Annotated in this window: 22 protein-coding genes, 1 pseudogene and 1 riboswitch; of the genes and pseudogenes, 18 read left to right on the top strand and 5 right to left on the bottom strand. The window is 41.2% G+C overall.

The window, feature by feature from the left end:
- Position 1: 1 nt before the first annotated feature.
- The 13 genes and pseudogenes from AC6R16_RS01785 to AC6R16_RS01725 form a co-directional block, all read left to right on the top strand.
- Entirely contained in the window at positions 2–1,033 is a 1,032-nt protein-coding gene (locus AC6R16_RS01785) for an acyltransferase family protein (protein WP_500673368.1), read from the top strand.
- Complete coding sequence (locus AC6R16_RS01780; RefSeq protein WP_500673367.1) at positions 1,021–2,256, top strand: MATE family efflux transporter; 1,236 nt, start codon at positions 1,021–1,023, stop codon at positions 2,254–2,256. The genes AC6R16_RS01785 and AC6R16_RS01780 overlap by 13 nt, the downstream gene beginning before the upstream one ends.
- The gene (locus AC6R16_RS01775; RefSeq protein WP_500673366.1) at positions 2,253–3,473 is read left to right on the top strand and encodes an O-antigen ligase family protein; all 1,221 of its coding nucleotides are present in this window, start codon (positions 2,253–2,255) and stop codon (positions 3,471–3,473) included. Before AC6R16_RS01780 ends, AC6R16_RS01775 begins: the two co-directional genes overlap by 4 nt.
- Positions 3,470–4,585 carry a glycosyltransferase family 4 protein gene (locus AC6R16_RS01770; protein WP_500673365.1) on the top strand — a complete coding sequence of 372 codons (1,116 nt, stop codon included), beginning with the start codon at positions 3,470–3,472 and terminating at the stop codon, positions 4,583–4,585. The genes AC6R16_RS01775 and AC6R16_RS01770 overlap by 4 nt, the downstream gene beginning before the upstream one ends.
- On the top strand, positions 4,578–5,633 hold the full coding sequence (locus tag AC6R16_RS01765; protein WP_171320909.1) for a glycosyltransferase family 4 protein: 1,056 nt from the start codon (positions 4,578–4,580) through the stop codon (positions 5,631–5,633). Before AC6R16_RS01770 ends, AC6R16_RS01765 begins: the two co-directional genes overlap by 8 nt.
- The gene (locus tag AC6R16_RS01760) at positions 5,630–6,085 is read left to right on the top strand and encodes a glycosyltransferase (protein WP_272788282.1); all 456 of its coding nucleotides are present in this window, start codon (positions 5,630–5,632) and stop codon (positions 6,083–6,085) included. The genes AC6R16_RS01765 and AC6R16_RS01760 overlap by 4 nt, the downstream gene beginning before the upstream one ends.
- Positions 6,082–6,558 (top strand): glycosyltransferase, encoded by a 477-nt coding sequence (locus tag AC6R16_RS01755; protein WP_171320911.1) that lies wholly within the window; start codon positions 6,082–6,084, stop codon positions 6,556–6,558. Before AC6R16_RS01760 ends, AC6R16_RS01755 begins: the two co-directional genes overlap by 4 nt.
- 14 nt (positions 6,559–6,572) lie before the next feature.
- Positions 6,573–7,151 carry a serine O-acetyltransferase gene (locus AC6R16_RS01750; RefSeq protein WP_171320912.1) on the top strand — a complete coding sequence of 193 codons (579 nt, stop codon included), beginning with the start codon at positions 6,573–6,575 and terminating at the stop codon, positions 7,149–7,151.
- Positions 7,152–7,399: 248 nt separating this feature from the next.
- A riboswitch (cyclic di-GMP riboswitch) is annotated at positions 7,400–7,487 on the top strand.
- Positions 7,488–7,629: 142 nt separating this feature from the next.
- Positions 7,630–8,631, top strand: a complete 1,002-nt coding sequence (locus AC6R16_RS01745; RefSeq protein WP_171320913.1) for a calcium-binding protein — start codon at positions 7,630–7,632, stop codon at positions 8,629–8,631.
- 59 nt (positions 8,632–8,690) lie between these two features.
- Complete coding sequence (locus AC6R16_RS01740) at positions 8,691–10,355, top strand: ATP-binding cassette domain-containing protein (protein WP_500673364.1); 1,665 nt, start codon at positions 8,691–8,693, stop codon at positions 10,353–10,355.
- A complete protein-coding gene (locus tag AC6R16_RS01735; RefSeq protein ID WP_171320915.1) occupies positions 10,352–11,626 on the top strand; it encodes an HlyD family type I secretion periplasmic adaptor subunit in 1,275 nt (424 codons plus the stop codon). The genes AC6R16_RS01740 and AC6R16_RS01735 overlap by 4 nt, the downstream gene beginning before the upstream one ends.
- 71 nt (positions 11,627–11,697) lie before the next feature.
- Positions 11,698–13,422, top strand: a complete 1,725-nt coding sequence (locus tag AC6R16_RS01730) for a hypothetical protein (RefSeq protein WP_500673363.1) — start codon at positions 11,698–11,700, stop codon at positions 13,420–13,422.
- An 83-nt stretch (positions 13,423–13,505) separates the two neighbouring features.
- A pseudogene (locus AC6R16_RS01725) lies at positions 13,506–13,637 on the top strand (IS5/IS1182 family transposase); the annotation flags it as partial.
- 34 nt (positions 13,638–13,671) lie between these two features.
- Here AC6R16_RS01725 and AC6R16_RS01720 read toward each other — a convergent pair.
- Positions 13,672–14,682 carry an SDR family oxidoreductase gene (locus tag AC6R16_RS01720; protein ID WP_500673362.1) on the bottom strand — a complete coding sequence of 337 codons (1,011 nt, stop codon included), beginning with the start codon at positions 14,680–14,682 and terminating at the stop codon, positions 13,672–13,674.
- 812 nt (positions 14,683–15,494) lie between these two features.
- Between AC6R16_RS01720 and AC6R16_RS01715 the strand changes: the two genes are divergently transcribed.
- The 4 genes from AC6R16_RS01715 (at position 15,495) to AC6R16_RS01700 (ending at position 18,661) form a co-directional block, all read left to right on the top strand.
- The gene (locus AC6R16_RS01715) at positions 15,495–16,133 is read left to right on the top strand and encodes a hypothetical protein (RefSeq protein WP_500673361.1); all 639 of its coding nucleotides are present in this window, start codon (positions 15,495–15,497) and stop codon (positions 16,131–16,133) included.
- Between the two features lie 162 nt (positions 16,134–16,295).
- Positions 16,296–16,742 (top strand): hypothetical protein, encoded by a 447-nt coding sequence (locus AC6R16_RS01710; protein ID WP_500673360.1) that lies wholly within the window; start codon positions 16,296–16,298, stop codon positions 16,740–16,742.
- Positions 16,743–16,794: 52 nt separating this feature from the next.
- Positions 16,795–18,222, top strand: a complete 1,428-nt coding sequence (locus AC6R16_RS01705) for an O-antigen ligase family protein (RefSeq protein ID WP_500673359.1) — start codon at positions 16,795–16,797, stop codon at positions 18,220–18,222.
- On the top strand, positions 18,215–18,661 hold the full coding sequence (locus tag AC6R16_RS01700; protein WP_500673358.1) for a low molecular weight protein-tyrosine-phosphatase: 447 nt from the start codon (positions 18,215–18,217) through the stop codon (positions 18,659–18,661). The genes AC6R16_RS01705 and AC6R16_RS01700 overlap by 8 nt, the downstream gene beginning before the upstream one ends.
- 4 nt (positions 18,662–18,665) lie before the next feature.
- On the opposite strand, the gene AC6R16_RS01695 is transcribed toward AC6R16_RS01700, so the two are convergent.
- The 4 genes from AC6R16_RS01695 to AC6R16_RS01680 form a co-directional block, all read right to left on the bottom strand.
- The gene (locus AC6R16_RS01695) at positions 18,666–19,283 is read right to left on the bottom strand and encodes an esterase/lipase family protein (protein WP_500673357.1); all 618 of its coding nucleotides are present in this window, start codon (positions 19,281–19,283) and stop codon (positions 18,666–18,668) included.
- 164 nt (positions 19,284–19,447) lie between these two features.
- A complete protein-coding gene (locus AC6R16_RS01690) occupies positions 19,448–20,236 on the bottom strand; it encodes a PhzF family phenazine biosynthesis protein (protein ID WP_500673589.1) in 789 nt (262 codons plus the stop codon).
- Positions 20,237–20,426: 190 nt separating this feature from the next.
- Positions 20,427–21,566, bottom strand: coding sequence for an FMN-dependent L-lactate dehydrogenase LldD (gene lldD / locus AC6R16_RS01685; protein ID WP_500673356.1), 1,140 nt, complete (start codon positions 21,564–21,566; stop codon positions 20,427–20,429).
- Positions 21,567–21,725: 159 nt separating this feature from the next.
- Positions 21,726–23,417: an L-lactate permease gene (locus AC6R16_RS01680; protein ID WP_500673355.1), complete on the bottom strand. Its 1,692-nt coding sequence runs from the start codon at positions 23,415–23,417 to the stop codon at positions 21,726–21,728.
- A 155-nt stretch (positions 23,418–23,572) separates the two neighbouring features.
- Here AC6R16_RS01680 and AC6R16_RS01675 point away from each other — a divergent pair, with 155 nt between their 5' ends.
- Positions 23,573–24,472, top strand: a complete 900-nt coding sequence (locus AC6R16_RS01675; RefSeq protein ID WP_239824401.1) for a LysR family transcriptional regulator — start codon at positions 23,573–23,575, stop codon at positions 24,470–24,472.
- Positions 24,473–24,566 lie beyond the last annotated feature (94 nt).

The raw sequence follows: 24,566 nt of genomic DNA, 5'->3' as shown, positions 1-24,566 counted from the left end.
TATGAATCTGCGTCGTTTACCTGAGCTAGATGCTCTTAGAGGAATTGCGGCTTTAATGGTGGTGTTATACCACTTTTTTATCCGTCACGAACAAATATACCCAACCGGTAATACTCCCCTTACTTTTTTTGAAGTAGGAGAGTATGGCGTTCATGTTTTCTTTGGCATCAGTGGTTTTGTTATTGCCTGGAGCTTGGTCAGGATAAACGACGCGACAGACTTTTGTATTGCAAGAGCAGCACGGCTTTATCCGCCTTATGCTGTTGCTGTTCTAGTTACTTTTTCGGCTGTGAGCCTATTCGGGCTACCAGGTCGTGAAGTATCGATTTTAGATGCGCTACTCAACTTAACTTTGTTTCATCAATACTTGTCGATACCCTCTGTAGATGGGGTATATTGGACCTTGCTCATTGAAGCTCAGTTTTATTTTTGGGTTACAATGATCTTGCTTGTTAATGAAAATTTGAACCTATTTCGTTGTTTTAGCTTGATTTTTATTCTCGGTGCAGCACTAAATTTGGCTCTGCCAGAGTTCATTGTTTCTAAGATAATTAGCAAGTTATTTTTTATTTCTTATCTAGCCTATTTCTTAGTTGGCATGTTCTTTTTTGATATCTATAAGTCTAAAAAGCTTAATACGGTTAACCTCGCTCTTTTAGTAGTCTGTGCGGGGTTGCAAGCTCTATTACATGAAATAGCTGTGTTTATGTTCGTTTCTTTTGTCTTTCTACTCCTAGTTTTTGATAAGTTGAAAGTAGTCAATCAAGGTATCTTTCTCTGGTTAGGCAGTATTTCATACTCTCTTTACCTTACCCATCAAAACCTTGGCTATATCATTATTAATAAGCTAATAGTTGTTGGCATAAACTACTACCTTACAGTAGCTTTAGCTATTTTATTGACGCTAATAGTAGCCCACGTTTTATATAAGTGTATTGAAGGGCCTGGGAGAACATTGATGAAGTCTGCATTGGAGCAAGCACGAGCTAACCTAAGGCTTAAGTCCGGCAGAGAAGCCTCATGCCAAAAGTGAATTCTATGTATGTTAAACTAGCCAAGTTATTTGGCGGTGTAGCAATTGCTCAAGCTATTGTGTTTTTAGCAACTCCTATTCTTGCTAAATTATATGGGCCGGAAAGTTTTGGCCTTTTCGGCACCTTTTTTACCATCTCGTCTCTTCTTGCCATTATTTTTTCACTTCGAGTAGACTTAGTCATTTCGAAATCTCAAGATAGTTGCGATGTGGAACAAGCTCTGTCAATATTCCTTCTTGGCTTAGTATTTTTCCTACCAGCTTGCTTGTTGATAGCACAATTTTATAGCTACCTTATTTCTCCAATTTCACTATCTCTTGTATTATATTGTGTTGTTGGCGGAATAGTTTTCGCATTCTTTAACTTGTCATATGCGTTTCTGGTTTATCAAGAATGTTACACTGCTATCGCAAAACAAAAAGTTATGCGAGCGCTTATTACTGTTGCTATACAGTTTACTCTTGTGGCTTATCTTCAGGAAGGTTTGATTGTCGGTACCTTGGTGAGTTACCTCGTTACATCTTTGATTTTTTGGAATGTTAAGCCTTATGTACGAAAGCTTGAATTTACGGTTCAACAAATAAGTTCAGCGTATAAGAATCACAAAGAAATTATAAAGTTTAACACCTTGAGTGATGTTGCTAATTTCGTTTCCCAGCAACTGCCGATGTTTATAGCAATGACCTTAGGCAGTAGTGTCGTTGCGCCATATTTTTTGGCTGAAAGGTTAGTCAGAACTCCTATTTACCTTATTGCTCAGTCTGTGCGTCCCATGATCATGAGGCAGTTGGTAGCCGCGAGTAATATTTCTCAATCTTACTTTAGAATTGTCGCAAAGCTCGTTGTATTAGCTATATCGTTAACTGTCATTGCTTATGTCGCCATCTACCTTCTATTTAAATATTTTAACTTCCCAGGGTGGCAAAACTTAGATTTGTACTTATACCTAATTACTGCCTGGGCAATGGCTTCACTAGTTAATACAGCCACAACTCCTTTTTTAACAATTATAAAGAAATCTTCTGTCTTATTTAAGCTAGAAGTTTCTGCGTTAACCATTAAGGCCGGGGGCGTCTTCTTGTTCTATTTTTATGATTTTACCTTCGTTCAATTTATTTTTTTATTTAGTGGCTTCAGCGTTTTTTGGTACTGTGTGATTTTTGTTGTTTGCTTTTCTAAGGGAAGAGCTATGCCGAATATTAAAGTAGAAGAGGCAGTATGATGGAGGTTAAGAAAAGTTGGCTTATATATACATTTTTTGTATTTAGCGCCCTATTTTTTTCTCGCAGTTTTACATTTATGTTTGAGAGAGAGGAAGGTATAGGGTCTAGTTCATCTTTTCAGCTTATTGCTTTGCTGGTATACATACTTTCAAGTTATATCTTAATTAATAGTGCTCGTATCCAACAGTTTATTTATGAGTCTCGCTATATACTTGGCTTGATTACCCTTATGTTCCTATCGGTACTTTGGTCCGATTTGCCGAATAAGACATTTTCTCGAAGTATTGCTATGTTAGGAACTTTGATCTTCTCTTACGCAATTTATAAAACCCTTTCAGTAAAGCAATTCGTAAATCTACTTCTTGTCGTATTCGGTACCGGAGCATTTATATCTCTTTTTTTAGCTTTATTTGTTCCAGCTTTAGGCATTCACGCAGGCGAAACCTCAATTGACCATATTGGCCTGTGGAAAGGAGTTTATGGTTTTAAAAATCACTTAGGACGCTTTATGGTGATTTTAATTTTTTGTGTTTTGTCTTTGTTTTTAATTAATAAGCGATTGACTCTAGTTCAGGTAGCTACCTTTCTAGCCGCATTTGTTTGTACTGTAAAAGCAGGTTCGTCTACAGCATTTATGCTATTACTGCTATGCCCGTTTATTTTGTTTTTTAGCCTTTTTGTTAAAAATAGAAGTGTTAAAAGTGGACTGAAGGTTGTTGCTATTTTACTCTTCTTTATGGGCCTGGTCTTCGCCATTTTTGTATTACCTTGGATTGTAACTGAAGTTTTTCAAAAAGATATGACAGGTTCTGGTAGAACGCTAGTTTGGGAAGCTTTATTCAATGCATCTCAAAGACCCTGGATTGGTCATGGTTTTGGTGGGGTCTTCTGGGGTGAATATAATAGTGCTTATTATCTTTTGGATGAGGACTATTACAATTTAGGGCACGCTCATAATGGCATTGTCGATATTTGGCTAGAGCTCGGCTATATCGGTACTTCTTTTTACTTGTTTCTTAATTTTAAAGTTATCTATCAAGGCTTTAAAAGAACGGTGCTTGAAGGGGACGAATTTTCCTCTCTCTTCTTTATTACTACTTTATTTATTGTGCTCTATACCTTAAGTGGCGGTGGATTTGTAAAACAAAATAATATGATGTGGGTGTTGTTTTGTGTCAGCTGGTTTTACTTACATGGTGAAAGGAATCAAACGTGAAAATAGCTTTTTTGCTTAATAGTTTGGCGATTGGCGGAAGTGAAAGAAAAATTGTCAATTTGGCTAATCGGATATCCGAAAAAGGTTGGGATGTAAGTGTAATGTATGTTTCTGGTTCGAATGAATTGGAAGTGAATCTTGATGACTCGATTACAGTAATAAAACTACGTGAGGTTAATGATAGCTTCTACTCAGGTATTAACTCGGCTTGTGATTTCCTAATAGATAAAGGTATTGAAACAGTATTTACCGTTAATATGTATCCTTTGTTATACGCTATCAAAGCCAAGGTAAAACGAGGTAATAAGCTGCGTTTTGTTTCTCTTACAAATACGACGCAGTTTGAAACAGTAAAAAAAGAGTTACAGATGTTGGTTTATCGGAGCGCACTCTTTTTTGCTGATCATATTGCCTTTGGTGCGGAAGCACAAAAGCTGCTTTGGCAGAAAAAGTATAAGCTTGGCAAAATGCCAGCGAGCATTTTGTACAACGGCGTTGATACCGAAAAGTTTTGCCGCAACTTTTCGCTCGAACAACACGCTTCTTTGTTACAGGAGGAGCTGCAATTAGCAAAATTCGATTTCGTTTTTTGTACAGTAGCCCAGCTACGAATTGAAAAGCGGCATCAAGATATCATCGAAGCTTGTGCGAAATTGAAATCTCACGATATTAATGTAGCGTGTATGTTTGTAGGAGCAGGAACCCCTAGCTACCAACAAACCCTTCGCGCTTTGGCAGAGCAGCATGACGTAACCGAAAACATTATATTTATTGGCCAAGTTGATGATTGTCGTCCCTATTTGGTCGCGAGCGATGCTTTTCTGCTAGCCTCGGAAAGTGAAACCTTTTCCAATGCAGCGCTAGAGGCTATGGCATTGTCACTGCCAGTATTGATGTCTGATGTTGGAGGCGCGCCTGAAATGGTAGAACAGGGAAGTAATGGTTATCTATTTGAAGCTTTAAACCCCGGTGCTATGGCGCAACAAATGCGACAATTAATATCTGAAACTGAAAAACAAGGTTTAGGGCAAAATGCGCGCAAAAGGGTCGAAAGAGATTTCTCAGACCAAGCTATGGTAAAAAACTATATGGATGTTGCTCAACATGTCTAATAAATACATTGTCATGATCGGCAGCGAACTGACGAGCCCTGGTGGCATTTCAGCCGTTGCTACTACCTATAAAAAAAGTGGCCTCTTTGAACAAGCGAAGGTGAAGTACCTTGCCTCATACGATAAGCCAAATAAACTTTCTATGTTAGTGAAGTTTTTCATTTGTTATATGCAACTTTTTAGAATGCTGATGCTGAAAAAAGTTGTCTGTGTTCACGTACATTCTGCTTCTAGAGGTAGTTTTTGGCGGAAAACAGTTTTATTGCAATTAGCTAGATTTTTTGGTGTCAAAACCATTTTCCACTTACATAGTGGCGAATTCAAAAACTACTATGAGTCATGTTCGCCAAAAATTAAAAAATATATTTCAGATTTTCTTTCCCAAGTTGATATTGTGATCGCTTTGACTGAATCTTGGAAGCAAGTTGTTCTCGAGATATCACCGCGGGCAAGAGTTGAAGTGGTATACAATCCTGTGGAGGAAATCGCTGGTGACTATCAAAAACTTAACAATCAAATATTATTTTTAGGCCGCCTACGGGACACAAAAGGTTTATTTGAGTTAATCGATGCCTGTGCCAAGTTGAAGCAACAGGGAACTGAGTTTGAACTTGTGCTTGCAGGAGATGGTGATATTGAAGACATTCGTCAACTCTGCGCTGCTAAAGGGTTAGCAGATGTTGTCAAGTTACCTGGTTGGGTTGATGGTAAAGCGAAGGAAAGACTGTTGCTAGAATCTGATATTTTTGTCTTACCGTCATATTTTGAAGGTTTGCCTATAGGAATATTAGAAGCTATGGCGAATAAGGTTGCAGTGATTGCAACGGATGTCGGCGGTATCCCTGACGTTTTAACATCGGGCCAAGAGGGTTTACTGGTAAAAGCTAAAGATACAAATGAGTTAGCTGAGGCTATAAAAGAGCTGCTACAGAACTCAGAGCTGAAAAATAGATACATTAATAATGCTTACCATAGGGCCAGCCAGCAATTTACCAGCCAATCAGTTAATGCTGCCTTAATAAGCTTGTATGCACAGGAACAATCATGATGAAGACAAAAAAAATTCTTGCTGTAGCTTCTGGTGGGGGACACTGGGTGCAGCTTAGAAGGTTACAAAAAGCTTTCTCTGGCCATAACCAAGTGTATGTAACTGTGAAACCTGATTATCAAGCTGACACTCCTGAGGGCGCTAAATTTTATACTGTGCGAGATGCGACACGCTGGGACAAGATCGGGTTGATTCAATTGTTGTTGCAACTCATTGTTATTGTCTTCAAAGAGCGTCCTGATATCGTTATATCAACGGGAGCCGCTCCAGGCTATTTTGCGCTAAGGCTTGGCCGCTTATTAGGAGCAAAGACTATTTGGATCGACAGTATTGCCAACGTCGAGAAAATTTCTTTGTCTGGAGAAAAGGTTTCGAAACATGTTGATCACTGCTTAACTCAGTGGCAACACTTAGATGGTCGAGGTTTTAAGTTTAAAGGTAATTGTTTATGATTTTTGCAACAGTGGGCTCTCAAATGCCCTTTGATCGCATGGTTAAAGTTATTGATGAGTGGGCGCAAGTCACTCAGCGCAGTAATATTGTTGCGCAAGTAGGTAATACTAAAACTCAGTTTCAAAACCTAAGCTGCCATGATGGCTTTACGCCTAGTCAATACCAACAAAAGATTGAACAAGCTGAGGTAGTGATAGGTCATGCAGGTATGGGTACGATATTAACTTGCTTAGAGTTGGGTAAACCATTAATCATTATGGCTCGAGAAGGCGCTAGGCAGGAAACTCGTAACGATCACCAAATAGCGACTAAAGATTGGGTTAAAGACTGGCAGCATGTGCTTGAATTCGACTCTGTTGAGACCTTAGAGCAAGCTTATCAAGCTGCACTGAAAATGGGTAACTTGCTTACTTGTAACCAGTATTCAGAAAGCGAGTTGGTCGAATTTTTGAGTGATGTTATTAACAGTTAATTTAGGATTTGGTCATGGATTACCAAGAATATAAGACTCTGTTAGCTGCCGACTTATATCGCATTGAGGGAAAATCTGGCTTTAATGCAGGGTTAAAAGAATACTTTATCGGAGAGGGCTGGAAGTATATTTTCCATTTTCGTACTTGCCAGTTTTTAAAACAACGGAAGATTCTGAAGGTATTTCTTTATCCTTTGTTCCGACTTAAATTAAGACAAGTCGGCTTTAAGTTAGGGATCTCTATCCCAGTTACTACTCAAATAGGCCCAGGCTTATACATTGGTCATTTCGGTGGGATTATTGTTAATAGTCGTGTAAAAATTGGGCGTAACGTTAATCTTTCGCAAGGAGTAACGATAGGTACAAGTAATCGAGGTAAGAGCGCTGGAACTCCTACTATTGGCGATAATGTTTATTTAGGTCCGGGCTGCAAAGTATTTGGCAAAGTCAGTATCGCCAATAACGCCGTAATTGGCGCAAATGCCACGGTAAACTTCGATGTTAAAACGTGCGCTGTTGTGGCTCCGACCGCCGGGCGAATTATTTCTTACAAAGGATCTTCGGGTATAGTAAATTATCAAGTATCAGGTTAATTGAGCTTTATATTCAAACATCTCCCATACTGACTCGTATCCCATAGTTTTGCAGTAACTGATGATATTGCTTACTTGTATATTGATAGGCTCTGTTGACTTCGTTTTGATGAGGTTAAATTTAATTCTTTTCTTTTTCGAATAAGGCTAAAACTTTTTAGAATGACCTATGTTACATATTTGGTTTTTTTGTTGATTTTATTAAAAATAAGCCCTATAGTAATTCCGCCTTTTTAGTAACAGGCAGCACGTGAAAAAGCCAAACCTGATGTGAGTCAGGGACGGAAAACTAACAGGTCTTAAGGTGCCAACCTATAAGACGGCTGGGTTACCACACATTTAAATGGTATTAAATGTGAGGGCAATAGAGATGATCCTATTTTTCAGTAGGATTCACCCCATCTATCGCAGCACTCAATTAATTTTGAGACCTCCAATGTAATTAACTTTAATTTTTAAATTGAGTTTGGAGATAAAAATGGCGAACAACTACGTTACAGATACTCACGTAATCGGCTCAGAAACTTCTGATTTCTTAATCGGCACCCGCGGCAGTGACTACATCAATGGTTCTGGCGGTGCTGATATAGTTTTCGGTGGTCGCGGTGATGACTTCCTTAATGGTGGCGATCAATCTGATTTTGTATCTGGTGGTCTAGGTAACGACCGCATCTTCGGTGGTGAAGGTAATGATCTGGTAACCGGTGGCCGCGGTGATGACTATGTACTTGGTGGTGCAGGCGATGACATCGTACGTGGCGGTCGTGGTGACGACATCCTATCAGGTGGTGAAGGTAATGATTCACTTGTAGGTGGTCGCGGTGAAGACATCCTCGTTGGTGGTGAAGGTAACGACAAACTATGGGGCGGTGCTGATGATGACCAACTTTATGGTCAAGTTGGCGACGACGTACTAAAAGGCGGCAAAGGTAACGATACTCTTGTTGGCGGCGAAGGCATGGACGCACTACTTGGCGGCGCAGGTAATGATACACTTATCGCAACTGAAGACGACGTGCTTTTCAACGGTGGCCAAGACTTCGACACACTAACAGTGCTAGACGCAGATGGCGACATGCAAGTCTCTGTTGACCTAACAACAAACAATGCAGGTATCGAAGCATTAATAGGCGAATCAGGTGTTTCTACTACTGCGAAAATCAGCCTAGATAAAATTCTTCACAACTCACAAGACGACGGCGACGTGAATACAGTTGATATTGACAACACTTTCATAGCGGTAGGTATTGATGAGCTAGTTATCTCAGCTTCTAACGGCTTTAAAAACGGAATGGGTGACGTCGCTGCTCAAGTAACAGACATCTCTGGCGCAGAAGAAGAAGCTTACCTTTCTCTGGCTGGAGTAAAAGCTTCTGTAGACTTAGTACAATACAGCTTCGAGAAAAATGGCGAAGTGGTAAACGTAATCACTGACGCAGCACTTGTACCTGATGCAAGCGTTGATTTAGATATCGCATAATTGAGATTCTGACTGAGCAAATAGAGTGCTTACTGGCACTCTATTTTTTTAATAAAATTATGCAAAATCCATCATTAAGTGTAATCAACACAAATCTAAAAAAGTCCCTCATTTTTGCTCTTGCTTGTAGCTTCTTTACTAGTATGTTGCTGCTTGCCGTTCCCCTCTACTCATTACAAGTATTTGACAGGGTGATGAACTCACGCAGTGAAGACACGCTTCTAATGCTGTGCATTATTGCGCTTTGGCTAACACTTATGTACAGCATACTAGACTGGGTAAAAAACAGAGTACTGCTACAAACATCTTTAGAGTGGTCGAGTACTATTAAGCAACTGTTAACTGTAAAAATACTTGAATCCGCTGATTTAGAAGGCAAAAACTTAAAGAGTCAAGCCCTCAACAGCATAGATAAGTTTTCTAACTTCGTTGCTCAAGGCCTCAGTCCATTGTTTGAATTGCCTTGGTCGCCCCTGCTCATCGTTATTCTAGCATTAATCCACCCCTTGTTTGGTGTTATCTCCTTGATTGCTGCTATATGTTTACTTATCGTTGCATTTGTTAACTTCACAAATAAACCAAAGCAACTCAATCAGCAGCACCTCAAACTGACAGCGATTACAGAGTATAGCCAAGAAATTAAAACCTTAGGTATGCTTGATATCATCACCAAAGCTTTACTGGAAAGTGAGCAACAGGAAAACCAAGAGTTAAATAAACATGCGAGCAAAGAATATAACCTACTTGCAATAGCTCGTTTTATACGACTTGCCGCGCAAATCATTATTATTGCGGTTGGCGCATATCTCGTACTCAACGGTGAAACTTCCGTCGGTGCTTTAATCGCTTCGAGTATGATATTTGGACGTACTATTGGTCCGTTTGAACAGGCCGTTACCCAAGCTAAAAATTGGTTGAGTTGCTATCGTTTGTGGTTAGATATGTCCAAACTCAACAAAACATTTGAAAAGGTAGTTGAGCCCGATTGTGACTTGGTTCAACCTTCCGGCAAGCTGACGCTCGCCGGGGTAATGCTCACCTACCCTAACTCTAATATCCCTTTTTTGCATGGCATTAACTTAAACTTTTCTCCTGGAGATTCAGCTGCAATAGTTGGTGCCCAAGGAGCAGGAAAGTCTACATTACTTGCACTAATCGCAGGTCACTATCAACCTAACCTAGGGAAAATAAGGTTAGACTCTGCAGCATTTGAACAGTGGTCCAGTGAAGTACTGGGGGCACACCTTGGCTTTTATTCAAGTAAGTCAGCACTTCTAAAGACTTCCGTATTTAATAACATCTCGCGATTTAAAGCAGATGAAGCAGCCAGCTTCAAAGCCTGTGAGCGCGTTGGTATGCACCAAACAATACTTAGCTGGCCAAAAGGTTACGACTCAATTATTGGCGTCGATATTCACCCCTCGGATGGCGAGGTGCAAAAGCTACTACTAGCGCGTGCTATTTTTGACGAACCAGCTGTGCTTATTCTGGATGAACCTGACAGTTTTCAGGACTCAGCGGGTGAAAGACTAATCAGCGAGATGATCAAAGAACGTTGTAGAAAAAATAAAACGACCTTGTTTACTACTAACCGCTCTGGCCTATTGGGCGCAGCTAACCGCGTTGTAGTACTCAATAAAGGCTCCATAGAAAGAGATCAGTCTGCAGCACAAATCTGCAACTCCGCCAATTCTAAAAAAATAAAGAATGAGAATCGAGCATGAGTTTAAATAATTTTAAAACTATTGGCTTATGTACAATATTTTTTGGCTTCTTTGGTTTTTTTAGCTGGGCAGCTTTATCCCCCCTGCACAGCGCTGCAATTGCGCCAGGCTTAATAGTCGTTGAAGGGAAAAAGCAAGAAGTTCAACATTATGATGGCGGTATTATAAAAAAAATTCACGTCAAAGAGAGTGATACAATAGCGGCTAATCAATTACTGATAGAGCTAGATGGAACTAAAGCTAACAGTAATTACTCTCAGTTAAAATTGCAGTACTACTACGAGTTAGCCAAAATCGATCGATTAAAGTCTGAGCTAGCTCTGAAAGACTCCATAGACTTTAGTGATGAGACCCTACAAATATCACAGGATAACCGCCAAATACTTACCAACCAAAAGTTGCTATTTCAACAACGTAAACAAGCATTAGAAGGGAGCCTTAAGGTTCTCAAAGAGCGTATTAATCAAGCTGAAAAACAAGCTGAGTCATATACTCACCGGGTAAAGTCAGAACAGGAATCCTTGGCGTTATTGCAAAAGCAAATAAACATGATTGCGAGCTTGTTAGAAAAAGGCTTTGCCGCTCGCAACCAATACTTAGAGATGGAGTCTAAGAAACAAGCCATTCTCGGTCGATTAGGCGAATATCAATCAAAAGAGGCAGAAGCTAGGTTGTTAATAGTGGAGACAGAACAAGAGTTATTAAATAACAAAGTTGACTTCTTAACCAAGGTAAGTGATGAGATTCAGTTATTAGAGATTAAACTCGCACAGATAAAACAAGCACTTACTGAGTCTAAAAACATTTTGTCTCGCACAAAAATTTACAGCCCTATTGCTGGTAAAATTGTGGATTTAAATATTAATACAATAGGAGCGGTCATCTCTCCAGGCAAAACTATTGTAGGAATCATCCCAACAGAGGGAAACTTTATTGTTGAAGGGAGACTTAATCCTAAAGACATAGACGAAGTCAGACTTGGTCAAACAGCCATGGTAAGACTATCATCCTATGACATTAGAAAAGTTAGCCCAATTTCGGCTATTGTCATAGAAATATCACCAGATCTCATTAAAAATCAAAATGATGAAACCAGTTACTATCGAATAAAGGTAAAGTTAGACCCGTTGGTTATCAAACAAAGGTCCGAGATTTCGTTGTACCCAGGCATGCCCGCAGAAATCATGATTTTGTTACAAGAAAGAACTACCTTAGATTATTTACTTAACCCAGTACTAGATAGTATGAACAAAGGTATGCGGGAATCTTAATATTTTGCAAGCAAAGGTTCGAAGTAATAACATCACCTAATTTTTGTTTAACAACAAACTACACCTGAAAAATGATAAAAAAGACATTTAAAAGCAATGTATTAGCCATTTCTTCAGCGCTGTTCTGCTCTAGCCTCACCGCCAGCGGCGTGATGATGGAAGATAATCTGCTACCTGCCGAAAACCTAGATCTTGTCCCGACCTTTTCTTCTTTAGGTATTACGCTAAAAAGAGGCGACTTATTAGGCACTGAACCTCTAGTTATTGAATATCAACACTTTGGCGGTAATGAGTGGCTAACAGGACCTGAGCTATGGTTCGATCACCGCATAGACGAATTCAAAACGTCCTTGGTTAACTTGGATGACAATACACGCTACCAGTTACGGATCAAAAACGGCAAAACTATAATAGCAGCTCAAGAGTTTAGGACTTGGTCAGAAAACTTTCCTATTGGCAAAGAAATTGTTTTGCCAGAGTACAGCGATGAACCTTTGGTTATCGAGGAATCTGGCACTGAAAATGGCTATATCTTAGTTCGCCCAGCTACAGGGAAGCGAGCAGTCATTAATACTAAAAATCGTTACGCAAATAATATAGTCATCAACGGCTCATATGTTATTGTCCGTGGCGTCACCGTAAAACGCGCCTCTGAATCGGCTATCGTTATATCACCAAAAGATTGGTCCAGCCAACAATCTAGTGTCGTGATTGAGAACAGTGACATATCTCAGTGGGGGGGGCATAACCAATGTGGAGAGGGTTATACCTGCCCTTATGGCGTAAACCTTCAAGCTGGTGTTTTTGCGACTGGTCATCATTTACAACAGAACTTGACTAAGGTGGTAATTCAAAACAACCGCATCTACAACCCTGCAACAACTTCAAACAATTGGCGTCAATGGAACCCAGAAAGCGGTAAGCACCCTTCAGGCCCCCAAGGCATTACCCTATTTGAAACCAATGGCCAACATGTCATCAGATATAATGAGATTTTCTCTAACAACGGTAATAAATTTAATGATGCCCTTGGAGGTAAAGGCAACTTTTCTCAAAATGGTTTTTTAAATAAAGACAGTGATGTTTATGGCAACATAGTATCAGATGCGTGGGATGACGGTATTGAGCTTGAGGGAGCGATGAAAAATGTACGTGTTTGGAATAATATTATTACAGATACTTACAATAGTTTAGCGACTGCTAATGTCTCCCAAGGTCCACTTTACATTTGGAAGAACATCAGTGGTAAAAACATGATAACGGATAACGACTCCAAAGGTGCTTTTCTCAAAACGGGTGCAAATCAAGATTCTGAAAAAGTGAATGGCCAATGGGGCGGACGTATTTATGTTTACCACAATACCGTATTGCAACCTTTGGCCGATAATAGTGCACGTTTAGGTGCTCATGAAGGAATTGTTGATTCAGGTGGTGGCATGGATAATCTAGTTTCCAAAAATAATATAATTGAAGTGTCAAACCACTACAGCAAGGCAATTAGAGATGTCTCGCTATCGGCAACAAATACTTTTCATAACGACCTTTTGTTCGGAGAAGTCGTAGCTGGTAACCGTTCATTGGTAGACAGCATAGCGGCTAAACCTGAGTACCGCGCTAATCCAACCCAAAATATTGGCTCAATAAATGCGCTGCGCTTTGGCGATTATCGTTTAACAGATACATCCCCAGGTGCTAAAGAAGCTAGACCAATTGTTGGCTTCACCCCTGTTGATACACAGTTAGATGTAGGTGCGCAGCAGCCATACGAAACTCAACTACAATTCGGCAACCGCTAGAGTCTGTTCCAGTCCAGATAAAATAGCCAGAGATTACTGAATTTTTTAGCAATTTTGGCTCGTATTGCTGCTTATAACACGGACACTTGGTTGAAAATGCGTGTGTAAGAATTGAACAATATAAAACTACTTCAACTAGATGCGACAAGTTAGAAAGAAATTATGCCAGCATGTTACCGCTGGCATTTGTGATAATATGGTTACCGATGTATTAGTGAGCAAAATACGTACAACAAAGATCAACACGCCCTAGGCAATGTACCAAGGCATCGCAATGCTAATGCCTTCCATAATGCGGATCTTAGGGTCAAAGCCTATCATTGATTGCGCTTTGCTGATGTCTGCTTGAGAATGCCGTACGTCACCCGCTCTAAAATCACGGTAAACCGGCTCGTTTTGATAGATTACATTATTGTCGGCTAAGGCTTTTTTAATCGCCTGATATAGTTCGTTTAGCGTGGTTCTGTCGCCTAAAGCCACATTAAAAACTTCGTTTTTGTCTAACTCGGCCACTGCGGATAAAATATTGGCTTGTACCACATTATCAATGAAACAAAAATCGCGGCTGGTTTCACCGTCCCCGTTTATAAACACATCTTCGCCGTTAATCATGGCGTCAGTCCATTTTGGGATTACCGCAGCATAAGCACCATTAGGATCTTGGCGTGGGCCAAAGACGTTAAAGTAGCGTAGGCCGACAGATTTGAATTGATATGCTTTCATAAATACGTCGGCGTAGAGTTCATTAACGTATTTGGTCACCGCATAAGGAGAGAGCGGGTTACCTATGTTCTGTTCTACTTTTGGTAACGCAGGGTGATCTCCATAAGTAGAGCTAGAAGCCGCAAACACAAAACCGCTTACATTGGCATCTTTAGCTACGGTCAACATATTAAGCATGCCACTAATATTCACACCGTTGGTAGTTATTGGATCATTCAAAGAGCGTGGGACAGAGCCCAATGCGGCTTGATGCAATACATAATCAACGCCTTCGACGACCTGCTTACAAGTGGCCACATCGCGAATATCACCTTCAACGAAAGTAAAACGCTGCCATTGCTCTGCTGACACTTTTATTTTTACTTCATCTAAATTTTTTCTATAACCCGTGGCAAAATTATCTAAGCCGACTACAACTTGATCGAGTTTTAATAAGGACTCAAGAATATTTGAGCCAATGAACCCCGCCACACCTGTCACTAGCCAAGTTTTAGGTTGCTGCTTAAGGCTTATGCAAACTTCAGAATAATTTTTCATGGAATTCCCTTTAGGCAATATCGAGTAAACATTACTAGATCAAGTCATGCAATGTATGATTTCATCTATTACAAGGTTGTGACAGGAAGAAAAATACGGGGAGCAAACGCAATCTTTTCAGACATCCTTGTTTGAGATGAAAAAATGTTAAGGGACATAATTTTATGTCTTGTATATATATTATCAAGTGCTAAAAATTGCTTTTTTTACGAAAAGCCTACGTTCTTATTTTTGCGTCATTATTTTTAAGCCCCAATGGGGCAGGGTGAGATCGTGAACGTTTTCTAGTCAAGACAATGATAGATTTGACGATAACATTTAGCTGCAATCATATACTCCCATTTAAGGACCGCATAATACCTATTGACCATTTAAGAGTATATTTTCAAACGATTACTGACCAACGCTGAGGTACATCAGTTACCTATCCCCTCTGGCAGGATAGTAGTCACTGTAAAAAATAACTAGTATAGGCGGTAAAGAGTAGACCTTGTCTCGTATTCCAGCAGAAAAATGTATCAGGTGTCAGCGAATTTAGCATAAACCGATGTCAATAGTTCGTGCGTGATTAGTTACGAGGTTACAATGGACCGAGTAGAAACAACGTTTGATTGTTCTGTGGGCTTAGGTAATATGAGTCAAACATTAACTTACTGAAGATAAAAATTTCATAGTGAACTTTCGCAACACGTTGGTTGTTGATTGTGTTTCTAAGATTGCCAATATACGAATATTGTCCACTGGCAATTTGGCCGACAAGTTTTCCATATGCTCCAGAACAAGATACCTTTAGAAATTATATTTATTTTGTCATGAAAAAATTAGCTTTGTTTACTTACGTTACAGTAACTTTATATGTTCTCACAGTTGGAATGGTCGTGCTTTATCAGAGCATGTACCGAAGTGCAGCAGAGTTACAATTGGAAAACCTTACTCACAATGTAGCTAATGCCGATGGAATCAAATTAACGATATCACTTTCAGATGAATTGTCTCATTTCCCGCTCCCAACAGCCTACGATTTAGACTTGAGCGCAACCCTATATGGATGGGAAGATTACTTATCTCAAGAGAAAAAATATATTGAATTGAGAACAAGCTTAAGAGAGAAAAGCGCGAAGCTTCGTCCAACCTGGGCACCAAATCACGTAGAGCGCTCTAAGTTATCTCGCGAGCTCGGCAATGGTATGGAGAAGGAGAAGTTGGATTTAGCTCTTTTGTTTGGTCCTTATAATTCACAGGCAATAATACAACACATCGATTTTACGTTTTCACATTGGGAAGATGTAAGTCGCGAATTTCAAATCAAAGCTGCTACTCAATTAGTAGGTGTGATCTATCGGAAAGAGTATCGCGCCGATTTGAATAATATGATCTCTTTTTCACGTGGAAAGGAAAGAATGTGTAATTTGCTTATGTTCAACAATCTGACGATAGAGTCTTGTAAGTAATATTAGGTAGTTTAGAGAAGCCGTTTTTAATTGGAGCTACTCACTAATAGCCGTTAATTCTAAAAAAAGAGACAGAAAGTTACTTAAGAACCGTGTTAACGATGTATCAACCTTGCTAGAATTTATAGTTAATGAGCTGAAAATTTAATTCAAGGAATTTAAATGAAATTGCGACTCTTAATGGCTGCGTTAGCAGTATCTGCAAATGTCGTGGCAGGTGAGGCAAGTCTAGATAGTACGCTTCTAGAATCGTTGGGAGATGTACCTGATGAACAAACTATTCAGTCTGCATTTTTAGCAAATCCAGAACAGGTTTTAGACGTACTGACTGCACTGCTATCGAACCAAGTCGTAGATCCTCAAACCGCTATTACCCAGGCATTGACTGTTTCACCAGAACTTGTAGATGAAATCGTTGAGATTGCACGTCAAGCTGGCGTGAGCAACGAAATTATTACAACGTCAGCATTGTTAGCAGGACTCGACCCTACGGTAGTTGCTGAAGCAACTGCTGCGGGTATCCAAACTGCTTCTTCTATTGCGCCTCCAGCAGCACCTGCGGTTGGATCTGACGGCGGTGGTGGTAGTGCAGTAGTCTCTCCTAACTAAACACTTTTGCATATTCTAGAGGGCCCGGCTTGTCCGGGCTTTTATTTATCTCATGAAAAACTTAGAACAATTTGTCTTCTATTCCTTTCTGATTCTAATAGTTTGGCTACCTATTCCTTTAGGTAGCAATCGAGATTGGGCATGGGCTATTGCAGAACTTTGGGTCGCAGCGCAGAGCCTGATATTGGTTATCGCATACCGAGGAGTGCTTCCTTTTGGAGCACTACGTTCATACAAAGTGTTGTTGTTAGGATTGTTAGGCTTTCAAATATGGGTATTGTTACAGACAATTCCTTGGCCCCTTGATTGGCTGGCATTATTTTCCGAAAAAACAGCGTATATCTACAGTTTGGTGGATGCAGAAGTTGGTTTTCTCTCTTTAGACTCTAGAATGAGCCAAGTGTCTTTGGTTAAAGGAGTTACTTATCTTTTGTTTGCAGTAAATGCGGCGTTTTTAGTCAACTCTAGCCAGCGCTTAAAGCTTGTCGCTTTATCATTAGTCGTCAGTGGAACATTTCAGGCATTTTATGGAGCTACAGCAGTTTTATTAAATGTGCACGAGAGTCTTGTCTTTGGCTTGCCTGAAAAAGACATCGCAACTGGCTCCTTTGTATATAAAAACCATTTAGCAAACTACCTAATGATCGCGCTATGTATTGGTATAGGGTTGATTGTGACACAACTTCACGTTAGTAAATCAGGCTCTTGGCATATTCGAACCAAACGAATTCTTGAGGGAGTGATGAGCCCCAAAATGCTCGTTCGACTGTGTTTGATTATTATGGTTATCGCATTGGTCATGACTCGCTCAAGGATGGGTAATACCGCGTTTTTTGTAGCTACTACGCTGGGTGGAGCAATTGCATTGCTTATCTATAAACAGAAACCTAGAGCATTAACGGCTTTGGTAGTTAGTGTGATTGCGATAGATACTATTGTTGTTGGAGCGTTGTTTGGTTTGGAAAAGGTTAAGCAACGAATAGTAGAAACTTCACTGGAAGTTGAATCGCGTGATCAAGTAGTAATATGGTCACTGGACATTATTCGTGACTTCCCGGTTTTCGGTACGGGCATGGGTAGTTTCTACGCAGTTTTTCCAATGTACTCAAAATCTGACATTGGATTCTATGACCATGCACACAATGATTATATACAGTTCATAGTAGAAGCTGGACTGCCTGCCACACTTTTACTCGGTTGCATTGTACTCTATTCATTTTTGCGCTGTATTAATACCATTCGAACTCGAAATAGCAGAACGATGAAGGGTCTTGCCTTAGGTTCAATGATGGCTATTATCGGTATGTTGATCCATATTAGCGTTGATTTTAACTTACAGCCAATGGCTAATGCGCTGACGTTTATTTTGGTCTTGTTTATAGCTAATGCTACAGCGACACTACCTGCGATAGGGACTTCAACCGCTCAAATTAAGTCTGCAGAAAGACCACAGAGAAAGGGAAAGGTTGTTAATGATTAGCCGAGTTCTTATTGTATGTTCCGGTAACATATGTCGCTCTCCACTTGCTGAAGTAATTTTTAAGCGCGAGTTACCTCAAATTGAGTTTGATTCGGCTGGTTTATTAGTAGAACAAAGTGGTTTGCATGACTACTCTGCGGCTCGCTATTCTCAAAAAGTGGCTGACCTCCATAATTTAGATCTATCTTGTCATCGGGCTAAGCAATTGAATAGAGAACTGGCTGAGTGGAGTGACCTGATTTTAGTGATGGAGCATGATCATATCAATCGGCTTTCGGATATTGTACCGGGAGCTCGCGCAAAAACACTTCTAATTGGTCAATGGATTGGTGTCGGTGAAGTAGCAGATCCTATCAATAAGGGCTATGCAGAATTTGTCGATTGCTACGCCACCTTAGAAAGGGCCGTAGATTCGTGGAGAACTCGATTAGCTATATAACTACCTATACCTTGAAACGATCATTCCGAATAAACCAATCAATCTGCTTAGGCACGAATGATGAGTAGATCATACTGGTGTGGCTGTTTCTAATCTCGATATGGTCAGTCATCCCTTCTATCTTAGTCTCTTCTACTGTTACCGTGCCGTCTGACATCATTTTGTTGTCCATTAAAAGCAACGAGCGAGCGCCAAGTGGAAGAGTACCAGCAATACAACCAAGCTTTTGCGGAAGAGTCCAACTTCCTTCATGTTGAGCAAGACCAAAGTCAGGGGAGTTACCTAAAATAACACTCATGCCGAGCTCTTGGATACGAGTAACAATGGATGCGCCTTGCATTGGAGAGCCTATGGTCACAACGTGTGAAACAACACCTTGATTTGGCTGGCGAGATTGCAGGTAATGCTTAATGATCAGACCACCTAAACTGTGCCCAACGAGAACGTTAGGCATAGTATCGGATAAAGCGTTATCGATAGAGGTAAATACTTGTTGTTCATCGATCGCAACGCTGTTGTAAGAGAGTATCTTAGTTCGGTAACCAAGCTCCCTGAGTTTGTGGCTTAGTGGTTGCATCACCATTCCATGCATGTAAAGCCCATGTAAGATAATGATTTTCATATAATTCCCCACAACCGCTAATACAGAGAATCTAACCATATTTTCTGACAAAATCACCTACTTTCTGACAAGTTTGTGCAGCTAACCAAGATGATCAAATAAATCACTTAACCAGTTATTCAAGTGGCTAATGTGGGCTTAGGTCTATGGCAGCATGGTGAATTTCAAACGTATATTTTTCCATGAGAGTAGGGCACTACATCGCCGGCAACAACGACATTTTGTTGTGAAACATGGCAATAGACAATGCCGCCGCGCTTGGATGCTTGGTATGCTTTCAAATTGTTCTTGTTGAGCCTATCAAACCAAAATGGAGCCAATCCAGCATGAATGGAACCTGTCACAGGATCTTCATCCCCACCATTGGCAGGCCAAAAATAACGGGAAATAAAGTCATACTCTTTACTTTTTGCTGTTACAACCACGTCATATGGGGCTAGACGTTTAAGGAAATCACTTTTGGTTTTTAAATCATAAACATCTTGTTCATTGTCATAGATAGCAAAATAAGCTTGCGGGCTTTTTAGCACCTCGACCGGAGGGATAGACAAGCCTTCTAGCAGATCTGAAGGGGGATTAATGGCTTGCGGCTTTCTAAGTGGAAACGTCATCAAAATACGACCACTAAGGTCTTTATCGACAACTAACGGACCAACAAAGCGAGTTTCAAATGTAATGCTGTCTCCCGCATCAAAGTGGGAAAATAGGACATAGGCGGAGACTAAAGTGGCATGGCCGCAAAAATCAACTTCACAAAGAGGAGAAAACCAGCGAATTTCATAGTGATCGACATCTATAGGCTTAATAAACGCCGTTTCCGATAAGTTGTTTTCGGCGGCAATATCAAGCATTAAATCATCGCTAAGCCAATCATTGACCGGAATAACTGCAGCGGAGTTTCCCTTAAACCTTTGAGTTGTAAAGGCATCGCAAACGAACATCTCGAATTCCATCATCTTTCCCTTGGTTGTGGAGATTTTATAAATGATATGAATTATTGCGCTTAGTTACCATTGTTGGTTGGGATTGGAGGAGAGTTGCGACTCGCTTCAACTGAAAGCATACTGAGTCGACATACTCTCCGATAATTAAAAGTGAGCATTGTATATGTTACAGTGTCACGAACGTGTTGAAAAAGAGGTGTTATTTAAAGTTAACTAGAGAGTCTCTATTAAGATCGTGGATATTTTTAGCTCCCGTTAACGTCATAGCTACACGCATTTCTTTCTCGTATAGGTCTAGAAGGTTTTCAACACCAGCTTGACCTTGCGCTGCCAAAGCATAAATAAATGAGCGACCCAGAAGGGTACAATCGGCGCCGAGTGCAAGCATTCGGACGACATCAAGGCCGGTTCTAATACCTGAGTCGACAAAGATTTTAAGGTCACCTTTCACTGCGTCTGCGATAGTAGGCAGAGCTTTTGCGGTTGAAAGCACGCCATCTAATTGTCGACCACCGTGATTCGATACCACAATGCCATCCGCACCAAAACTTACCGCATCTTTGGCATCTTGCTCATCAAGAATTCCTTTGATAACCATTGGGCCATCCCAAAATTCGCGAATCCATTCAAGGTCTTTCCACGAAATAGAAGGGTCAAAATTGTCGCCAAGCCAGCCAATGTAGTCCTCAAGCTTGGTTGGCTCTCCACGATAAGTCGAAATGTTACCTAGGTCATGTGGCTTGCCAAATAAGCCGACATCGAAAGCCCAGCTTGGGTGACGCATCGCTTGGAACACACGGCGCGCAGCTGCGTTAGGACCACTCATACCAGAGTGCATGTCTCGGTAGCGAGCTCCCGGTACTGGCATATCAACGGTAAAAACAAGCGTTGTCACGCCGGCAGCTTTAGCACGCTCAAGCACATTCTTCATAAAGCCACGATCTTTAAGTACATACAGTTGAAACCACATTGGGCGCTCAATCGCAGGAACGACTTCTTCAATCGGGCAAACTGACACTGTAGACATAGTGAATGGAATGCCTTTGTTTTCCGCTGCTTTGGCTGCCTGAACTTCACCTCTTCGTGCATACATTCCAGTGAGCCCAACAGGTGCAAGTGCAATTGGCATCGCAAACTTTTCGCCAAAGATCTCTGTTTCTAGACTTAGATCTTCCATATTGTTTAGTACGCGTTGTTTAAGCGCGATGTCTGCGAGATCTTCGGTGTTTTTTCTCAAGGTATGTTCACCGTAAGAACCGCCATCAATGTAGTGAAAAAGGAACGGAGGAAGCTTCGCTTTTGCAGCGGCACGATAGTCAGTAGAAGCAGAGATAATCATAAAGTCATTCCTAATAGAGTTTTTAGTGCCTTTCTATGAAGGTTTAGTATGGTCGATATCGTAAAAGGGAGGCGTTAATACCCACGTTTTTGCTATCGTTTTCACGTTAGCAGGGGGCTTGTCAGGGGTTAGAGTATTAACGCCTCAAGGGAAATTCTTTTAGTTCATTAACGCGTCAGTAATCTGCAAGCCATAGATAGCGACTAGGCCAATGATGCCCGTTACAACTAAGTAGTAAATGGTAGGGATAATGGTCTTACGCAGCGTTGCCCCTTCGCGTCCAAGCAGTCCAACGGTGGCAGATGCAGCAACCACATTGTGGATAGCGATCATGTTACCGGCAGCAGCACCGACAGCTTGTAGCGCAACAACCACGGCACTCGATATGGTCAGTGTTTGAGCCACTTCGAACTGAAACTGGCTAAACATCATGTTTGACACTGTGTTAGAGCCCGCAATGAAGGCGCCAAGCGCACCTACAGTCGCACTAAGTGCTGGGAATGCCTCACCCACTAAGCCAGCAGCAAAGTTAGCTGTCGTGACTGGCATACTTGCTAGATCAGCTCCGTTGATGCCTGAGTTGATGAAGATACGAACCATAGGGATAGTAAACACCAAGACAAATCCTGCGCCAATCAGTGTTTTACTTGATTCACCAAATGCTTTCGCAAGTGGTGTAATGCTGCGCGATTGAAGTAATACCGCTACTAAAGCAACAAACACTAGAATACCGCCTGGTAGGTACAATGGTTGGATTGCAGTACTGATACCGGCTTCACCAAGGATATTGCTAAATGAAAGGCTAACGCTACGTAGCATCGCTTTGAATTCTGAACTTACACGGCTAGCGACAAGTACAACAGCAAGTAGTACATATGGAAGCCAAGCCAAAGCCATGTTCATTGGTTTAGTTTTAGAGTCGTCTAAATCAATCTTTAGCGAGCCCAACCATTCTGCCGGCCATTTGTTTTCTTCTTCAAAGTCCCACGTTGACTTAGGGACTAAGAAGCCACGTTTAGCCGCTGAAACAACAATGGACAGACCAACTAAACCTCCGATGAGTGAAGGGAACTCTGCACCAAGGAAGACGCCTGTTAACGCATATGGGATAGTGAAAGAGAGGCCAGCGAATATCGCGAATGGTAGGATATCTAGCCCTTCAGTCCAGCTTCTGTTCTTGCCGAAGAATCGAGTCAACATCATCGCCATTAGTACAGGGATTAACGTACCTACACAGGCGTGAATTAAAGCAACGCTCGATGTGATTTGCTGTAGGTAAGCATCCCACGTTGAACCATTAGCGATAAGCGCTTCGCCAATGTTGTGAGTGTCTAACCCTTTGTTAACGCCCACGATAATAGGTGTACCCACCGCGCCGAAAGAGACAGGTGTTGACTGAATCATCATTCCCATCAATACAGCCGCAAGTGCTGGGAAACCGATGGCGACAAGTAGCGGCGCGGCAATGGCTGCTGGCGTACCAAAACCGGAAGCGCCTTCAATGAATGAACCAAAACACCAAGCGATAATAATCGCCTGAACACGTCTATCTGGAGAGATGTTGGTAAATCCGTTTCTAATCGTTGAGATTGCGCCAGTGTGTTTTAAAGTGTTAAGTAAGAAGATGGCACCAAACACAATCCATAGTACGGAGACGGTGATCCCGAGTCCCTGAAATACAGAAGCAAGCACTCGTGTCGTTGACATATCCCATGCGAATAGAGCGATGACAACAGTTAAACCAAATGCGACGGGCATCGCGCGTTTTGCAGGCCAGTTTAGGCCGACGAGGAGTATGGCAGCCACCACTATTGGTGAGAAAGCCACGAGGGCAAGTAATGTTTCACTCATTGGTACGTCCTTTACATTCTTCAATCAGGGCTCTTGAGAGTCTCTTAGATTTTATAATTGTGATGTTATTGTTAATTTGGGGTGAATTTACCCCTTTATTTTTTATTGATACAGGGAAATAATGAAAATAATTAATTCCAAAAATGACATAATCTATGCGTGCAGATGACTTAATCCTGTTTTCTCAAGTCGTGGAAATGGGCAGTTTTAGCAAAGTGGCTGAGGCAAATAACCTTACAAACTCGGTAGTTAGCAAGAGAATTGCCCGATTAGAGGAAGAGATCGGTGTTCAGCTATTATATCGTACAACGCGCAAATTAACGTTAACAGAAGCGGGGAAAGCGTTAACGCATGGTGCCAAAAATGTGAAGCAAGCCGCTCAAGAGGCTATGGACGCTGTTTCAGGGTTTGGTGAGAATGTGAGCGGCCATATCAAGATGTCTGTCCCTACCATTTCAGGTGATCTCATATTGGCCGATGCTGTCGCTGAATTTTGCAACTCTCATCCAGGGTTAACGGTCGATATGTCTTTAGACAATCGATTTGTCGACCTCGTGGAAGGGGGGTACGATTTGGTTATTAGAACAGGCTATCTAGAAGATTCGAGCTTGATCGCAAGGCACATTTTGGATTCCCAATGGGTAGTGTGCGCGTCGCCTTCTTATATCGCCAGAAATGGCAAACCGATAGAGCCACAAGACTTAGCAAAGCATAACTGTCTTCAGTATGCCTATCAAACCACGGGTGCGAGCGAATGGGAGTTTAAAGCAGAGCAGGGGAACTATATCGTCAAAGTGACGGGATCCTTTTCGACCGATAACGCAACCGCGTTGAGAAAAGCCGCCTTGGGTGGCCATGGAATCGCGTATGTTCCGAGATGTTTGGTCTATCACGACATACGAAATGGTCAGCTGGTGGATTTGTTTCCCGAGCAGGTTGGCAAACGGCTTGGGATCTATGCTGTGTACCCATTTACCAGGCAACCACCGAACAAAGTAAAATTACTGATTGAACATATTCGAGCGCGGTATTTGGCGATTTCTCACTACTTCTAGCCAGTTCAACATCAGCTCAGCAAAAGAGAAACAAAAAAGCCGACGCTTCCATGCGTCGGCTTTAGGGTCGGCGGCCAAACCGAACTTACGTAAG

The organism is Vibrio sp. R10-SG3-ISO10 (assembly GCF_059834185.1).
Note: the sequence above shows the minus strand (reverse complement) of the source record. Positions and strands in the feature narration are given on the sequence as shown.

Bases quoted from the DNA above. Each gene is read 5' to 3' on its own strand.
- AC6R16_RS01715 (WP_500673361.1), top strand. From the start codon at position 15,495: ATGAAAAAATTAGCTTTGTTTACTTACGTTACAGTAACTTTATATGTT.
- AC6R16_RS01740 (WP_500673364.1), top strand. From the start codon at position 8,691: ATGCAAAATCCATCATTAAGTGTAATCAACACAAATCTAAAAAAGTCC.
- AC6R16_RS01720 (WP_500673362.1), bottom strand. From the start codon at position 14,682: ATGAAAAATTATTCTGAAGTTTGCATAAGCCTTAAGCAGCAACCTAAA.
- AC6R16_RS01695 (WP_500673357.1), bottom strand. From the start codon at position 19,283: ATGAAAATCATTATCTTACATGGGCTTTACATGCATGGAATGGTGATG.
- AC6R16_RS01700 (WP_500673358.1), top strand. From the start codon at position 18,215: ATGATTAGCCGAGTTCTTATTGTATGTTCCGGTAACATATGTCGCTCT.
- AC6R16_RS01705 (WP_500673359.1), top strand. From the start codon at position 16,795: ATGAAAAACTTAGAACAATTTGTCTTCTATTCCTTTCTGATTCTAATA.
- AC6R16_RS01755 (WP_171320911.1), top strand. From the start codon at position 6,082: ATGATTTTTGCAACAGTGGGCTCTCAAATGCCCTTTGATCGCATGGTT.
- AC6R16_RS01785 (WP_500673368.1), top strand. From the start codon at position 2: ATGAATCTGCGTCGTTTACCTGAGCTAGATGCTCTTAGAGGAATTGCG.
- AC6R16_RS01775 (WP_500673366.1), top strand. From the start codon at position 2,253: ATGATGGAGGTTAAGAAAAGTTGGCTTATATATACATTTTTTGTATTT.
- AC6R16_RS01690 (WP_500673589.1), bottom strand. From the start codon at position 20,236: ATGGAATTCGAGATGTTCGTTTGCGATGCCTTTACAACTCAAAGGTTT.
- AC6R16_RS01745 (WP_171320913.1), top strand. From the start codon at position 7,630: ATGGCGAACAACTACGTTACAGATACTCACGTAATCGGCTCAGAAACT.
- AC6R16_RS01765 (WP_171320909.1), top strand. From the start codon at position 4,578: ATGTCTAATAAATACATTGTCATGATCGGCAGCGAACTGACGAGCCCT.
- AC6R16_RS01750 (WP_171320912.1), top strand. From the start codon at position 6,573: ATGGATTACCAAGAATATAAGACTCTGTTAGCTGCCGACTTATATCGC.
- AC6R16_RS01735 (WP_171320915.1), top strand. From the start codon at position 10,352: ATGAGTTTAAATAATTTTAAAACTATTGGCTTATGTACAATATTTTTT.
- lldD (WP_500673356.1), bottom strand. From the start codon at position 21,566: ATGATTATCTCTGCTTCTACTGACTATCGTGCCGCTGCAAAAGCGAAG.
- AC6R16_RS01760 (WP_272788282.1), top strand. From the start codon at position 5,630: ATGATGAAGACAAAAAAAATTCTTGCTGTAGCTTCTGGTGGGGGACAC.
- AC6R16_RS01780 (WP_500673367.1), top strand. From the start codon at position 1,021: ATGCCAAAAGTGAATTCTATGTATGTTAAACTAGCCAAGTTATTTGGC.
- AC6R16_RS01710 (WP_500673360.1), top strand. From the start codon at position 16,296: ATGAAATTGCGACTCTTAATGGCTGCGTTAGCAGTATCTGCAAATGTC.
- AC6R16_RS01680 (WP_500673355.1), bottom strand. From the start codon at position 23,417: ATGAGTGAAACATTACTTGCCCTCGTGGCTTTCTCACCAATAGTGGTG.
- AC6R16_RS01675 (WP_239824401.1), top strand. From the start codon at position 23,573: ATGCGTGCAGATGACTTAATCCTGTTTTCTCAAGTCGTGGAAATGGGC.
- AC6R16_RS01730 (WP_500673363.1), top strand. From the start codon at position 11,698: ATGATAAAAAAGACATTTAAAAGCAATGTATTAGCCATTTCTTCAGCG.